Origin of the sequence: Corallococcus sp. bb12-1, assembly GCF_026626765.1 — a bacterium.
Lineage (GTDB): Bacteria > Myxococcota > Myxococcia > Myxococcales > Myxococcaceae > Corallococcus > Corallococcus terminator.
The window spans coordinates 449,249-463,991 of record NZ_JAPNJZ010000018.1; the positions used below are offsets into that span (position 1 = coordinate 449,249).

Annotated in this window: 10 protein-coding genes; 5 read left to right on the plus strand and 5 right to left on the minus strand. The window is 70.5% G+C overall.

Annotated elements, in window-relative coordinates:
- Positions 1-9: 9 nt before the first annotated feature.
- The 4 genes from OV208_RS22575 to OV208_RS22590 form a co-directional block, all read right to left on the minus strand.
- Positions 10-1,800, minus strand: coding sequence for a VWA domain-containing protein (locus tag OV208_RS22575; RefSeq protein ID WP_267575946.1), 1,791 nt, complete (start codon positions 1,798-1,800; stop codon positions 10-12).
- Positions 1,797-3,785, minus strand: coding sequence for a cell-cell cohesion protein MtsD (mtsD, locus tag OV208_RS22580; RefSeq protein ID WP_267575947.1), 1,989 nt, complete (start codon positions 3,783-3,785; stop codon positions 1,797-1,799). Before mtsD ends, OV208_RS22575 begins: the two co-directional genes overlap by 4 nt.
- Positions 3,786-3,819: 34 nt before the next feature.
- Positions 3,820-5,142 carry a cell-cell cohesion MYXO-CTERM protein MtsC gene (gene mtsC / locus OV208_RS22585; protein ID WP_267575948.1) on the minus strand — a complete coding sequence of 441 codons (1,323 nt, stop codon included), beginning with the start codon at positions 5,140-5,142 and terminating at the stop codon, positions 3,820-3,822.
- A 170-nt stretch (positions 5,143-5,312) separates the two neighbouring features.
- Positions 5,313-6,950 (minus strand): calcium-binding protein, encoded by a 1,638-nt coding sequence (locus OV208_RS22590; RefSeq protein WP_267575949.1) that lies wholly within the window; start codon positions 6,948-6,950, stop codon positions 5,313-5,315.
- A gap of 247 nt (positions 6,951-7,197) precedes the next feature.
- Between OV208_RS22590 and OV208_RS22595 the strand changes: the two genes are divergently transcribed.
- The 3 genes from OV208_RS22595 (at position 7,198) to OV208_RS22605 (ending at position 9,118) form a co-directional block, all read left to right on the plus strand.
- A complete protein-coding gene (locus tag OV208_RS22595; protein ID WP_267575950.1) occupies positions 7,198-7,533 on the plus strand; it encodes a hypothetical protein in 336 nt (111 codons plus the stop codon).
- Positions 7,534-7,628: 95 nt separating this feature from the next.
- The gene (locus tag OV208_RS22600) at positions 7,629-8,159 is read left to right on the plus strand and encodes a hypothetical protein (protein ID WP_267575951.1); all 531 of its coding nucleotides are present in this window, start codon (positions 7,629-7,631) and stop codon (positions 8,157-8,159) included.
- The gene (locus OV208_RS22605; protein WP_267575952.1) at positions 8,156-9,118 is read left to right on the plus strand and encodes a hypothetical protein; all 963 of its coding nucleotides are present in this window, start codon (positions 8,156-8,158) and stop codon (positions 9,116-9,118) included. Before OV208_RS22600 ends, OV208_RS22605 begins: the two co-directional genes overlap by 4 nt.
- A gap of 18 nt (positions 9,119-9,136) precedes the next feature.
- Here OV208_RS22605 and OV208_RS22610 read toward each other — a convergent pair whose 3' ends face one another.
- Positions 9,137-11,482: an MtsA protein gene (locus OV208_RS22610; protein ID WP_420715046.1), complete on the minus strand. Its 2,346-nt coding sequence runs from the start codon at positions 11,480-11,482 to the stop codon at positions 9,137-9,139.
- Positions 11,483-11,719: 237 nt separating this feature from the next.
- On the opposite strand from OV208_RS22610, the gene OV208_RS22615 reads away from it, so the two are divergent.
- Both OV208_RS22615 and OV208_RS22620 read left to right on the plus strand, forming a co-directional pair.
- Entirely contained in the window at positions 11,720-12,130 is a 411-nt protein-coding gene (locus OV208_RS22615) for a hypothetical protein (RefSeq protein ID WP_267575954.1), read from the plus strand.
- A gap of 39 nt (positions 12,131-12,169) precedes the next feature.
- Complete coding sequence (locus tag OV208_RS22620) at positions 12,170-14,701, plus strand: AgmX/PglI C-terminal domain-containing protein (RefSeq protein WP_267575955.1); 2,532 nt, start codon at positions 12,170-12,172, stop codon at positions 14,699-14,701.
- Positions 14,702-14,743 lie beyond the last annotated feature (42 nt).

The following is a 14,743-nucleotide window of genomic DNA, read 5'->3' on the forward strand; positions in this document are numbered from 1 at the left end:
GGGAGGCTTTCAGGGGACAGGCGCGAGGGTGGGAAGGACGCCGGGGCAGCCCTCCACGAAGTCCTCGGGGTTCACGCGGATGACGCCATCCGGGGGCGACTTGATGCCGCCCACCGGGTAGCGCACGGAGTCCACGCGGAAGGTGCGCACCAGCGTGCGCGCGGTCGGATCATCCGCGGGCAGCATGGCCACGGACAGGTAGATGTCGTTGTAGCCCGCGCCGCGCTGCACCGTGCCGGCATCCACGCCACCGTCCACGCCGCCATCCGCGATGAGGGGCAGCGTGTTGGCCAGCAGCACGTTGTCCACGCGGAAGCGGTAGCACTGGCGACCGTCCGCATCCACGGGGCCATCCGCCTCCACGCTGTAGCGGTACGCCTCCGAGGCCAGGTTCGCGGTGTCCACCTGGAGCGGCCGCATGTGCATGCGCACCTCGTTGCGGTTGGTGAGGCTGTCGGTGTCCGGGTCCTCGTCCAGGTCGTTGCTCGCGCCCTGGGTGCCACCGCGCCACTCCATGCCGTCCGGCACGCCGTCGCCGTCGCTGTCCTGCAGCGTGGCGTTGGTGCCGATGAACTGCTCATCGCAGTCCAGCAGGCCGTCACAGTCGGTGTCCACGCCGCGCAGCGCGGGCGGGCAGCCCTTGTCCAGGCCGCCGCCGTCCGGCTGCACTTGCTGGTTCGGGTCGAACTGCACGCCCCGGTCGCGGAAGTAGACCTCCACGCCGTCGCTGAAGCCGTCGCCGTCCGTGTCGCGCAGGTTGGGGTTGGTCCCCAGCTCCGCCTCGCGCGCGTCGGTGAGGCCGTCGCCGTCCGTGTCCGCTTCGTCCAGCGGGCTGCCGGGGGGCGCGGAGAAGTTGGAGGCGATGAACTCCTTCACGATGAAGGCGCGGCGCACCTGGCCGAACTGGAAGTTGAGGAAGTTGATGGGCTCGTTGTTGCGGAAGTCGCGGAAGTTGCCGCCACCCAGGCCCGCCATCTTCTCCAGCCGGTCCGCGTTCTGGTTGATGATGAGCAGCGGGCAGCCGCCATCCCCCAGGCCGCCGTCCTCCGCCACCAGGTCGCACACCGAAGGCACCGGCTGCGTAGGGTTGAACACGTGCACGGTGTTGAAGCGCACGTCCTCCACCAGGTCGCGCAGCTGCCGGATGCGCACCACCGCGTCACCGCGGATGAGCTCGTCATCCTGGTTGTTCGTGGGCTTGCCGTCCGACAGGAAGATGACGGAGTAGCGCGCCTGCGCCAGCGCCTCGTTGCCGCCGGGCTGCAACCGCGCCCGCGCGATGTCCGTGTTGATGAGCGAGTAGATGTCCGACAGCGGCTTGACGAAGTCCGTCGAGTCCCGGTTCGGAGAGGTGTCGGTGTTGCGGAAGGTCAGCAGCTGTTCGGTGAGCTTCGCCTTCGCCGTGGCGTCCAGGAGCGACAGCTGTACGAAGCCGTCCTCCAGCGGAGGCCCCGGGTTCTGCGTGAGGAACGCCGTGGTGCTGCCGGCGAACAGCATCACCGCGATGGACACCTCGTCGTCCTGCGGGAGGTTCTCGATGAGGTCCACCAGCGCGGTGGCGCGGCTGCCGTCCGGGTCGCTCACGCGCATGGACTGGCTGGCGTCCATGGCGACGATGATCTTGATGGGCCGGAGCACCTCATTGGCGCCCAGCGAGCAGAACCGCCCGTCCAGCGCCACCGCCCGGTCCGCCGGCACGTCCGTGTCCCGGCGCGGGTCATAGAGGTACGAATCCGTGCAGGCCACCACCACGGCGAAGCCCACCAGGGCCAGCGCCAACAAACGTCCGGTGCGACTCACGGAGACGCGCCCCCCTGCGTCGGCGACACCCCGACGCAATTGCCCTGTGCCCTCCAGGGATCCACCAGTTGGTCCGGACGAATGAAGTTCCGGTCCTCCATCGCCAGGTCCGGCCCCAGCGGCACGCGCACGCTGGGCGGCGCGTACTGCGCCCAGGCACACGCGGTGCGCCAGACGCCGTAGTCCGTCGCGACGCCGCTCTCCGGCGCCTCCGCGAACCACACCTTGAACAGGTTGTAGCCCTGCTTCACGCCCGAGCGGTCCGGCGGCGTCACCATCTGGAGGTTCGACACGGTGAAGTCGTAGCAGACGCCGTCCGTGTCGGTGCCGCCCGCGACCTTCTTCACCTCGTACTGGATGCCGTACTTGTCATGGAAGGGCCGGTCGCGCCGGGTGGGGTCGCTGCCCGCCTTCATCTCCACGTCGTCCGGCACGCCGTCACCGTCGGTGTCGAGGCCCGACACGCTGGACTGCAGCGGGTTGAGGCCGTACTTCGCCTCCAGCCCGTCCGGGATGCCGTCGCCGTCGCTGTCCACGATGCCCTGGCGCGTCTTGAGGTAGTCCTCGGCGAACTGGGACAGCCCGTCGCCGTCCGTGTCGCGGCACACGCAGCCGGGCGTCAGGGGGGACTGGGGGTCGCAGCCGCGCGCGTCCAGGTCGTTGCCCGGGCGGAAGCCCTGGTCCTGGCGGCGGTATTCGAAGCCGTCGCTCAGGCAGTCACCGTCGCTGTCGATGGTGAAGGGGTTCGTCTTGAGCTGGAAGCTGTTGTCCAAATCGTCCGGCACGCCGTCGCCGTCGCTGTCCAGCACGCGGCCGGTGTCCCCGGGCGCGGAGCTCAGCGGCTCCACCATCAATGTCTTCATCACGTTGGGCGAGGCGAAAGACGAATAGTCCAGCGCGCCCAGGCCCAGCTCGCCAATCTCCGCCGTGTCGCTGAACTCCTGGTAGACGCCGTTGCCCATCTCCGCGAAGCGCTTGAGCAGGTACGAAGCGATCTTCTTCGCCGCCGCCGGGTACTGCGCCTCCGGGACGCCCGGGTAGGTGCCGTAGATGTCCTGGCAGATGGGGCCGCAGGCGCGCACCGCCTCCTCGTTGAAGAGCAGCACCGTGTGCATGCGCACGTCGCCCACGTTGTACTGCGTCTTCAACTCCATCAGCCGGCGCACGTAGCTGAAGAGCTGGTAGTTCTGGTTGCGGTCGGTGCCCACCTCGAAGCCGGTGATGGCGTCCGTGGTGCTGGTGGCGTTGCAGAAGCTGGAGATGGAGTCGCGCCAGGTGAGGTCCGGGCTGTCCGGCCCCGCGTAGACGGTCAGGTTGTCGTTGCCGGAGCAGCGCGGGTACGGCGTGCCGTCGGTGAGGAACACGACGACGTAGCGCGTGCGCGGCAGCAATTCCGGCGTCGCCTGCGACACCGCGGCGATGTCGCTGGCGATGAGGCTGTATGCGTAGCTGAGCGCGCCCTGGTAGTCGGTGCCCTTGCCCAGCTGCGACTGGAGGCCTTCGATGTAGCCGTTGATGTTCCCCGGAGGCGCGAAGCGGTCACCCGTCGCCGCGGGCGGCCAGGTGTTCTTCACGTTCGTCTCGAACGGGGCGATGGCGATGCTGATGTTGCCCTCGCGGCGGTCGTTGATGCGCTTGAAGCCCGCCACCAGGTTCTTCAGGGCGCGCACCCGCGCCGGCTCCGTGACGCCGGGCGGGATGATGCCCGTCACCTCGGCGCGCTCGCAGAAGCCACTGCCCTCCTGCGAGCCTGGAGGATCCGACACGCACATGCTGCCGGACTCGTCGACGACGAGCACCACCTTCACCGGGAAGCCGGTGGGGTTGGCCGGGCGCGTACACACCCGGCCGGTGAGCGTCAGCTTGTCATCCAGTTGCGACTGCTCCTGGGCACGAGGCTCCAGGAGCGAGTCGGAACAGGACAGCCCACCCACCAGGGCCAGGAGGCCGGTCGCAAGAAACGGAACCACGAGCTGACGGCGCATGCGATGCGGACCTCCGGGCATGGGGGTGTGGACCTTACGCCTTCCGACGGCGGCGCAAGAGCAGGCCGAGCACGCCCGCTCCCAGGGCGGCGACACTGCCCCCCGCGGGAAGCGACGTGCAGCCGCCGCCGGTGTCTTCCTTGCCCACCTTCAGGAACAGGCTGGACACGGAGGCGCGCTGGTCGGGGAACACGCGGTCGGCGAAGGCCAGGCGCGTGGAGACCTGGAGCTCGTACTCACCTTCCTTGTCCGGCTGGAAGTTGGGCACGCTGCCGTCCACGTACTGGTACTCCCAGTGGCGGCTGTAGGTGACGGCGCCCTTCGGGTTCTCCACCACCGCGGTGGAGCCGGAGGGGCGCTTCACCACCGTCCAGGTGTACTCGATGGCCGCGCCGTTGCGGTTGGCGAACAGCGGCGGGCGCACGGCGATGCCCGTCTTCTCCACGTTCAGCACGCCACCGGTGCCCACGCTGAAGGGCGCCTTCGGGTCGAGGCAGTCGTTGGGGCGGTCGCGGTTGAGCACCACGCAGTAGCGCGTGTCGCACGCGTCACCGAGGCCGTCACCGTCGTCGTCCGCCTGGTCGCGGTTGGCGACCGCCGGGCAGTTGTCCTGCGCGTTCAGCACCGAGTCGTTGTCGATGTCCGCGTCGCAGTCATCGCCGATGCCGTCCGCGTCCGAGTCCTTCTGGGTGGGGTTGGACAGGCCGGGGCAGTTGTCCAGGTTGTCGGAGACGTTGTCCCCGTCCGCGTCCACGCGGCACAGGCTGAGGTCCGCGGGCAGCACCGTCTGGTCCCGGTTCGCGACGAGCGGGCAGTTGTCATCGCCGTCGTTGTGCCCGTCGTTGTCGTCGTCGGCGTCACAGACGTCACCAATGCCGTCGCCGTCGTTGTCCGCCTGGTTGGCGTTGGGGATGGAGGGGCAGTTGTCCTCGCCGTCCGCCTTGCCGTCGTTGTCGTCGTCGGGATCGCAGTCATCACCGATGCCGTCGCCGTCGGTGTCCAGTTGCGTGCCGTTGGCGACCGCCGGGCAGTTGTCGCAGGTGTCACCGGCGAGGTCGCCGTCGCCGTCGTTCTGGTCGCGGTTGGACGTGAACGGGCAGTTGTCCTTGTCGTCCGCCTTGCCGTCGCCGTCCGCGTCATCCGTGTACGACAGCGTCTTGCCGTCGTCCGTGTACGCGACCCAGACGGAACACCCACAGCCACAGCCACAGCCGCCACCCACTTCCTTGGGGCGACCGCACTCATCTCCGAGGCACTCCGGGTTGTCCGCGTTCTGATCCTGAGCCTGCACGGTGCTGGGGGTCAGCACCAGGAAGGCGCCAAGCGCCAGCATGGGGGCAAAGCGAGCGATAGTCATGGTGACTCCTTTCACAAGCCCTCTCCTAGCAAGAGGCGATCCGTCTGCTTGTCTGCTGTGAAGGCCAGGAACTTCAAGGGGTTGCGGGCTCGTGTGGGGGTGCTACAGGCTGGGTGTGGGGGGCACACCCCATTGAGACTGTGGGGGAAACCCCACGTCCGTGCGGGGGCTCAGGTCCCGACGATGAAGTCGTCGGAGGTCAAGGGAACGATGCCGGCGGGGGTGCGGCCGGTGTCGGCGTCGTACTCAATCTCCTGGATGAAGAGGGACCCCACGCCGGCGCCGCGCGGATCATTGTCCCGGCCCACCTGGAGGTAGAGGTAGACCTCGTTGGTGCCCGCCTTGATGAACTCACCGGGGAAGAACGGGTGGGGGCGCTCCAGGGTGGGGACCAGGGAGACGTTCTCCACGCGGGTGCGGTAGCAGGCGCGGTTGCTGGTGCCCACCGGGGGCAGCGGGACGATGGAGTAGCCGTAGCCGCGCTCGCGGTGGAAGTCGCGGTCGGCGCTCAGGGGGTCGCCGTGGGCTTCGACCTCGGCGACGTTGGAGAGGCCGTCGCGGTCGCTGTCGAGCAGGTCCTCGGGGACGAGCGGGTTGGTCTGCGACAGGGCCTCCACCAGGTCCGGGAGCCCGTCGCCGTCGGTGTCGCCCACGCAGGGGTCGGTGCCGAGCACGCGCTCCTCGCAGTCGTTGAGCCGGTCACCGTCGGTGTCCAGCACCACGCTGCACCCGTTGATGATGTCCACGGCGAGCGGATCCAGGCCCATGCGCAGCTCGACGCCGTCCATCAGGCCGTCCTGGTCGGTGTCGGCCACGGTGGGGTCCAGGCCGAGCGCGCGCTCGTCGTCGTCACCGACGCCGTCGCCGTCGCTGTCGACGAGCATCTGGCCGTTGCGCACCTGGACGTTGCGGTTGAAGGCGAGGAAGCGCTTGAGCTTGAGCGCGTTGTCGAGTGAGCCGTAGTCCAGCCGCGCGAGCGCGTTGGGCAGGCCGGCGAAGTCCGTCTCCACCGGCTCGCTGCCGCCCGCGTTGGCGATGGCGGCCACCTGGAGGCGGGTGACGGGGTCCGGCACGGCGCCGCGCACGTAGACGGGCTGGATGCTGACCTCGCCCGCGCCGAACTGCTCCGCGAGCGCCTTGAGCTCGCCCACCACGGCGGTCAGCTCGCACTGGCTGCACGACGCGTTGCACGTGGCCTGGGATTCGGGGGTCGTGTTGCAGCCGGAGGCCTGCGCCAGCGCGGTGCAGCGGCTGTCGATGCCGATGTTGTACGCCGGGTTGTCGCAGCTCACGTCCGAGCTGCGGATGACGGGCACCACGATGTAGCGCGAGCGCGCGACCTCGCCCCGACAGGCGGCCTGCATGTCGCCGGACATCAGGCTCTTGGCCAGCCGCAGCGCGGAGCGGATGCTGATGGGGCCCTGCTGCTGGTAGCTGGCGTAGCGCGGCAGCACCGCCTGGAAGGAGGCCGCGTCGGTGTAGCTGCCCTGCAGGCCGGTGGCCACCGAGTGGAAGGCGACCAGCCCGAAGCGCAGCTGCGGGCCGGTGAAGCGCGAGGTGAGCGTCGTGAGCCCGTCCACCGCGTAGCCCACCAGCTCCGTCTCCACGCCGCTGCCGCCCTGGAGGGCGAAGATGACCTTCACGGGGAAAGCATCCCCGGTGGCCTCGGGGACGCACACGTCGCCCTCGAAGCTGGCGCGGTCCCGGGAGCCACCCGAGCGACGGTCGAGCGCGTACAGCCCCGCGTCGGAGCAGGACAACAACAGCGCTGGAACCAGGAGCCAGGCGACCCGGGGGGAGGAACGCATTCGTTGGATTGTAGACCCCAGCCCCCCAGTCCGACGCAAGCGTCCAGCGGCATGAGCCCGCGCGAGGACGCGCAGTCAGGACCGACATTTCGTGCCGGTGGAGAAAAACCGCGCCTGCCTGCCGCTCATGGGCGTCCGCGTCCTTCATGCCTCCAGCGCCCAACAGAATCCTGGGCTTACCGGGATGCTACCGATTTCCAGGGGAGGCAAAACATTGCCGTCGTTGTCCAATCCCAAGGAGCACACAATGAAGACTCACATGAAGCTGGGCGGCACGGTGGCGATGTTCGCGTTGGCGCTGAGCGCGACGGGGGCGCTGGCCCACGGCTCCGACGTGAAGAGCAACGACCCGCGTCAGGCGGTCGCGATGGAGGAGGTCGTCCTCGTGTCCAAGGACGGCGTGCTCGCGGGCGGTAGCGGCGGCAGCGGCAACGGCAACTGCGGCAGCTTCCTGGGCCTCCTCCTGGGCAACATGGTGGGCAACCTCCTGGGTAACGCCTCGGGCGCCATCCTGGGGGGTGCTCTCATCGGCAACGGGAACGTGAGCGGCAACGTCAACGGTGGCGGCAACTGCGCCATCTGAGCAGGCCCCCGCCTACTCATTCCTCTTGTAACGATTCTCCCCAGACGCATCCGACGCCGGAGGACGCATCCTCCGGCGCTCGGTCTGGAGCCCCCATGCGATACCCCCTGTCTCCCTGGCACGGACTGCTCACCGGTCTGGCCGTACTGCATCTGTCCCTGTCGGCCGCTGGCGCGCTGCATGTGTCCATCTTGAAGGCCGAGGGCTCCGCGACGCCCTGGGTCCAGGGGTACGCGCACTGGACGGGCGCGAGCAGTGGCTTCAGCTTCTTCGCCCCCGGGGTGAGCCCGGCGACGCGCGTGTCCTTCGAACTGGAGGACGCATCCGGCGAACGCCTGCGCGACGACTTCCAGTACGGCAGCAGCGCGGTGAACGTGCGCATCCATTCCATGTTGTTGCGCTTCGTCCTCCCGGACAGCCGGGACGCCCTGGCCCAGGCCTGGGCGGCGGCGATGTTCGGCCGGCATCCGGAGGCCCGTAAGGTCACCGTGCGCGTGGAAGCGCTCCGTCTGCCGAGCATGGAGGCGCATCGCGGCGGCGGCCAGCCCGAGTGGACGGACGCCTATCGCGCGGTGTTCGAGCGCCGGAGTCCGACCCCCTCTTCCGCCCAGGCGGTGACGCCATGACCTCGAAATCCGCGGCTTCCCCTTCGGCCGGTCAGCGCCTGGCCGCCTTCATCAGCGCCCCTTCCTCCGCGGGGCCGCTGGCCGTCTTCCGCATCGGTGTCGCGTCGTTGCTGCTGGTGCAGGCGTGGACGTTGGCGGGGAGCCTTCCGGAGCTGTTCGGCGAGCGGGGGCTGGTGCCCTCGAGCGTCTCCGGACCGATGGCCTCCCCGTGGGTGCCCCGGCTGGACGCGGTGGCGGGCGCGCTGGCTCCGCTGGGCATCTCCCAGGCGGCGGGCGTCCAGGGGCTGGCGTTCCTCTACGTGGTGGCGCTCGTCGGCCTGCTGCTGGGTGTTCGCACGCGGCTGTCCGCGGTGGCGGCGTGGGTGGTTCACACGGTGCTGATGAACAGCGGCAACTTCTTCGCCTACGGGGTGGAGACCTTCGCGCACATCAGCCTGTTCTACTGCGCGGTGATGCCTGTGGGCGAGGCGTTCTCCCGCGACGTGAGCACGGGGCGGCTGTCCGGCGCACCGTCCGCGGCGGCCACGCTTTCGCTGCGCGTGTTGCAGATGCACCTGTGCATCATCTACGCGACGACCGGCGTGGAGAAGGCGGTGGGTCCGGTCTGGCAGGATGGAACGGCGCTCTGGGAGGTGCTGATGCAGCCCCAGTACGGCCAGTTCGACTTCGCGTGGCTCGCGTCGGTGCCGTGGGTGGTGAAGCTGGCGACGTGGGGCACGCTGGTGGTGGAGGTGGGCTACCCCGTCTTCGTCTGGCCCCAGCGCACCCGGGGGCTCTGGGTGCTGATGACGCTGGGCATGCACCTGGGCATCGCGGTGATGATGGGACTGTGGCTGTTCAGCGGGATGATGTCGGTGCTCACGTTCGCGGCGTTCGGCTGGACCCTGTTCGCCGAAGCGCTGCGTGCGCGGGCCCGGGCCGCGGTGGTGCTCCCGTTCCACTCCACCCCGGCGCGGTGAGCCGCATCCACGCCTGCCTCACAGCGTGAGCAGGTAGGCGAGCAGGTCGTCGCGCTCTTCCGGGGTGAGGGCCTGCGCGTCGCCGTGCTTCAGGCCCGGCGTCTCCAGCAGCGTGCGCAGCGGGAAGCGGGAGTCCACCACGAGCCGGTCCTCCCGCACCGCGTAGCCCGCCGTGGCGCTCGTCAGCAGCGGCCAGACGTCCCAGGTCCCCACCAGCGACGGCGGCGCCGCGCCCGTCACCAGGTGCTGCTGCTCCAGCCGCAGGGGCAGTGCCACCGGCGTGCCGACGTCCTGATACTGCCCTCGCGTCGAGGGGTCTTGATCCAACGTGTACAGGGGCGCGGGATGGCACGCCATGCAACGGGCCCTTCCCTCGAACAGCGCCCTTCCCTTCGCCGGATGCCCGGGCCTGCCGTCTGGCAGCGTCACCGTCTCCAGTGGGGCTCCATCCGCGCCCCGGTAGGGATTCGGCGGCGTGGGCATCAGGGACGTGAAGAGCGCCAGCGCCTCTACCTCCTCGGGGGATGGATCCGGGTTGTGGTAGCGGTTGCGCCCGCCCACCGTGTGCGCCGTCTCCGCGAGGCTGCGCGTGCTCGCCGGGGTGAAGTAGGGCGGCGTGTCCCGGCTGCCCAGCACCGTCGTCGACCGGTAGATGCGCATGGGCCGCGTCTTCTCGAAGAACACGCCGCCGGTGTGCCCCTCGATGTGGCACGCATCGCAGCTCATCCCCGTGCGTCCCACGTCCGAGAAGTAGAGCACCTGCCCCAGCCGGCGCTGTTCGCGCGAACGCACGTCCACCACCGGCCACTGCCGCACCACCTGGGCCCGGCCTGCCCGGGCCTCGCGCACGTCCACCACCGCCACCGTGCCCGTGAAGCGGTTGAGCACGTAGAGCGTGCGCCCGTCCGGCGCCAGCACCAGCGAGCGCGGCCCCGAATGCAGTTCGTCCCCCGCCCTCCCCTTCGTCCCCAGCGCCTCCTTCGGGAGGATCCGGGGCGTGCCCTCGGCCACCGGGATGGGCAACGTCTGGAGCACCGCCGCCCTCGCGGCCGCGTCCCCCGTCACCAGCGCCTTCGCGTCCAGCACCCGCACCTGTCCCAGTCCGACATCCGCCGCGTAGAGCAGCCCGGAGCGGTCATCCAGCGCGAGGCCCTCCGTCACGCCCGCGCCGAAGCCCAGGTGCCGCACCACCTGCTGCCGGTCCAGGTCCAGCACCGCGACGCCGCTGTTCGCGCTCACCTCCATGCGCTGGGCGTTGGGCCCCACGTTCGGCCCCAGGCTCGCCATGAAGACGCGCCCCAGCCGCTCGCTCGCCACCAGCGCGCGCGGCGCCTTGCCGCCCATCACCTGCGCGGAGAACGCCTCCGTGGTCCCTCCGACGATGGGCACACCCGGCTTCGGCACCAGCGGCGCCAGCTCCCGACCGTCGTCCTGCCGCAGCAGCACCACCTGCCCCGTCTGGAGGCTGCCCACCGCCAGGAAGCCCTTCCACCGCGCCAGCGCTCGCGGATTCGGATCCACGGGTGCGCTCCAGCGCTCGCGACCGTCCTCCAGCGCCAGCGCATGCACCGTGTCGCGCACATGCTCGGCCACGTAGGCCGCGCCGCGTGCGCCATCCACCTCCAGCCCCCATACGCCCGCGGGCGTGGGCACGACGCGGGGCTTCCGCTCCGCCGCATCCAGCGCGTACAGCCAGAGCCCGGCGTCGGATTCGTGCGCCACCCCCAGCCAAGGACGCCCACCCGGGTCCTTCCACGTCGCGAGCGCCGACGGCCCGTCCCCCACCGGCAGCGCCTCCACGCGGCCGGACGCCACGTCGAGCGCCAAGACCGTGTCCGTGGGCGGCGAGGCGACGAAGAGCGTGCGCCCGTCCGGCGCGATCGCCAGCGCCGTCAGGTCCGGGAAGGCCACGTCATTGACCACCGTGAGCCGCGCGGTGCCCGTGGGCCGGGGCCCCGTGCTCGCGGCCAGCGACAACTGCACGTCCGCCTGGAACGCGCCCGCGGGCAGGGTGAGCCCCGTCGGCAGCCTCGCGTACGCGTGGCCCGCGTCCACCACCGTGAGCGGCAGCTCGCGCGAGAAGGGTGCGCCGAGCACCAGCTTCAACCCCGGCACGAAGGCCTCACCATACAGCGAGAGCGGCTGCGAGGTCTGGTTGCTGGTCAACCTGGGGCCCACGGCCCGCAGCACAGGCCGAGGCTCAGAGGGAACGGGTGCCGCGACAGGGGGCGCTCCGGGCGGCGCAACGGCTCCGCGCTGACGGATCCCCACGACCGCGAGGCCCAGGACCCCGAGCACTCCCGCAGCCAACCCCCACCAACGAATGCCTCCCTTCACGCGCGCGAACCTCCAGCCCGCGAGCATCCTCCATCCGCCCACCGTCCCGTGAAGACTTCGCACCACGTCTGCTCGCATGCTGGGGGAGCAAACCGATGGAGGGAATCCCACGCGACCTTTCCAGCGTGCCGGAAAGAAGCGGGACCGGCGTGGAGATCCCGCCCCACGTGAGGTGGACTGCCCCCCACACCTGCCCGACACCCGTCAACGCATGGCGCTGGAGTGTGCGTTGACAGCTTGGGGCTCGCATCGCTTAACCTGTTGATGATGCGACGTTTCCTCTTCTTCTGTGCCGTCGCCAGCGTGCTTGGCTTCGGTCCCCTCTCCACCGCGAACGATGCCTGGGCCCAGGGGCGTGGACGCTCCTCCAAGGCGAAGGCCGCCAAGGCCAAGAAGGGCGCGACCAAGGCGCCGCCGCGCATCGACACGAAGTCGAGTCCGGGCGCCTCCTCCGTCACGGATCCTGTGACGGGCGAGGCGGGCGCCACGGCGTCCTCCGCGCCTCCGCAGCGGGGACCCGCGCGCATCGACTTCGACGATCGGCTCATCCAGGGCCAGACGAACAAGTCCGGCGCGGTGTACCTGTATGACCGCAAGGAGTTGAAGGTGAGGTCGATGCTCCGTGAGCGCGACAGCTTCCGCTCCGAGACGCTCGCCACCGTCTACGATCAGTAGGGCTGTACCGCCCATCACCCTTCGAAGGGAGCGTCACCGTTGAGCGGCCAGCCCAGCGTCCTGCAAGTCGTCATCCTCCGCGACGGCCTCCTGGTGGGGACGGAGGTGTTCGTCCCCGGTACCTACGCGCTCGGCTCCGATGCGTCGTCGGACTTGCGGCTGGACGACACCTCCGTGTCCCCGCGCCACGCGATGTTGTACTTCCAGAACGGTCGCACCGCGATCCAGGACGCGGGCGGCGGCACCAGTGGCGTCTTCGTCAACGGGCACCAGGTCACCGCCTGTGAGATCCGCTCCGTGGACGAGGTGCTGTGCGGTCCGTTCGTCCTGAAGACGCGGATCCTGAACCAGCGCCCCGTCGAGTCCAAGCCGCAGCCGCCCCCCGAGGTCGCCGCCCTCTTCGGCAACGCCGGAGCACCGCCCGCCGCGCCGCTGCACGCCCCCGCGAACGGAGCGCCGCACGGCTTCGCGCCACAGCACGGCGCGCCGGCACAGCAGGCCGCGTATGCGCAGCAGCAGGCCCAGCAGGCCGCGTACGCACAGCAGCAGGCAGCGCAGGCCCAGCAGGCCGCTCACGCGCAGCAGCAGGCGCAACAGGCGGCCTACGCGCAGCAGCAGGCGGCACAGGCTCAGCAGGCCGCTCACGCGCAGCAGCAGGCGCAACAGGCGGCCTACGCGCAGCAGCAGGCGGCACAGGCTCAGCAGGCCGCGTATGCGCAGCAGCAGGCGCAACAGGCGGCCTACGCACAGCAGCAGGCGGCGCAGGCCCAGCAGGCCGCATACGCGCAGCAGCAAGCGCAACAGGCGCAGCACGCCGCTCACGCGCAGCAGCAGGCAGCCCACGCACAGCATGCCGCGCAGGCGCAGCACACTGCCCACGCGCAACACGCCGCGCACCCGCAGGCCTTGCACGCCCAGCAGCAGGGAGCCCACGCGCAGGCAGGGCATGCGCAAGCCGCCCATCCGCAGGCCGCCTTCGCCCAGGCGGCTCACGCGCAGCAAGCGGCGCCTCACGCCCAGCCCGCGCCCGCGACGCGCGCCCCTCCGCAGGGTGTTCCCGCAGGGACCGTCCCCTCCACCCGTCGCCGGCCTCCTTCCGAGGTCATGCCCAGCCTCCTCGTCGCGGACGAGCTGCTGGCGGACGTGGACCTGGAGGCCGCGGCCTCCTCCGGCCCGCTCCTGCACGACAAGGCCGTGGCCACCCGCCCCACGCACGCGCCGAAGATCGGCCCGGGCAAGGGCGCCTCCCAGCTCTACATGGAGCTGTACTGGGGTGCCGTGCGCCGCGACGCGCGCCGCTTCGCCCCGGACGCGAAGAAGCCCGTCAAGGCGGCCCTGGAAGAGCGGGCCCCCATGCCGCTGTGGGGCTTCACCCTCCCCGAGGGTGACGCCTTCACGCTCGCCGAATCCGTCAACGGCAACTACCGCCTCTTCGTGCCCCCCGGCACCGACGTGGAGAAGGGCGGCGCCGATGGCCGCTTCGCCCCCGTCACCTCCGCGGCGCTCGAGTCCGACGGCAGCCGCCGCTTCGTCACGCTGCGCGACGGCGCCGCGGCCCGCCTCACCCAGGGCAAGATGTCGCTCGTCGCCTACGCGGCGCCCAAACCCGAGCGCGTCTTCGTCAACCCGCTCAAGGGCCTGCCCTGGCTGACCCTCTTCTTCCTCGCCATCTTCGGCGGCGGCCTGGCCTACTTCATCGCCACGCGCCCGCAGGGCCCCGCGACCGCGGACTTCACCCAGAAGAACCTGCCCCCCGTGGCGCTGCGCCTCATCGCGCCCGAACCCAAGAAGAAGGAAGAGGCCAAGAAGAAGCTGGAGGCGCTCAAGAAGAAGGAGCCCGTGAAGGAGAAGCCCGTCGTCGCGGAGAAGGCCCCGCCCAAGCCGGTGAAGCAGGCCCCGCAGCCCAAGGCCGTCGCCGCCGCGCCGGAGAGCAAGGCCCTCAAGGCGCTCGCGAAGCTGTCCGCCGCCGGCCCCGCCGCCAACGACCTGCTGGCCGCCGTGGACAAGCTGGGCAGCGGCCCGGGCAGCAAGAACGTCAAGCAGACCAATTACAAACTCTCCGGCCTCATCGGCAAGGCGCCCATCGCCAACGCCGGCCTGGGCACCTTCGGCCTGGGCGGCGGGGGCAAGGGCGGCGGCGCCACGCTCGGCGCGGAGCTCTTGCGCGGCAAGGGTGGCGGCGGCATCGGCGCGCTGGGCGCGGGCGGCGTGGGCAAGGGCGCGGTGGGCGGCACCGTCACGCGCGCCACCGCTCGCAGCATCTCCTCCACCCAGGGCACCGTGGACCGTGAGGCCGTGGCCAAGGTCATCAACAGCCACCTCAACGAGGTGCACGGCTGCTACGAACGCGCGCTGCTCAAGGACCCGGGCCTCGCCGGCAAGGTCGTGCTGGAGTGGAGCATCGGGCTCAACGGCCGCGTGGCTTCCGCGAAGACCAAGTCCTCCACCCTGCGCAACGCCTCCGTCGAAGCGTGCATCCTCAGCAGCCTGAAGGGCTGGCAGTTCCCCACCCCCAAGGGCGGCCTCGTCATCATCACCTATCCATTCCTCTTCAACTCGGTCGGCTACTGACGCGGGGGCTCCACCCCCACCCGCGCCAGCCCCGTCCCCCCC

Bases quoted from the DNA above. Each gene is read 5' to 3' on its own strand.
- mtsD (WP_267575947.1), bottom strand. From the start codon at position 3,785: ATGCGCCGTCAGCTCGTGGTTCCGTTTCTTGCGACCGGCCTCCTGGCC.
- mtsC (WP_267575948.1), bottom strand. From the start codon at position 5,142: ATGACTATCGCTCGCTTTGCCCCCATGCTGGCGCTTGGCGCCTTCCTG.
- OV208_RS22590 (WP_267575949.1), bottom strand. From the start codon at position 6,950: ATGCGTTCCTCCCCCCGGGTCGCCTGGCTCCTGGTTCCAGCGCTGTTG.
- OV208_RS22595 (WP_267575950.1), top strand. From the start codon at position 7,198: ATGAAGACTCACATGAAGCTGGGCGGCACGGTGGCGATGTTCGCGTTG.
- OV208_RS22600 (WP_267575951.1), top strand. From the start codon at position 7,629: ATGCGATACCCCCTGTCTCCCTGGCACGGACTGCTCACCGGTCTGGCC.
- OV208_RS22605 (WP_267575952.1), top strand. From the start codon at position 8,156: ATGACCTCGAAATCCGCGGCTTCCCCTTCGGCCGGTCAGCGCCTGGCC.
- OV208_RS22610 (WP_420715046.1), bottom strand. From the start codon at position 11,482: ATGCTCGCGGGCTGGAGGTTCGCGCGCGTGAAGGGAGGCATTCGTTGG.
- OV208_RS22615 (WP_267575954.1), top strand. From the start codon at position 11,720: ATGATGCGACGTTTCCTCTTCTTCTGTGCCGTCGCCAGCGTGCTTGGC.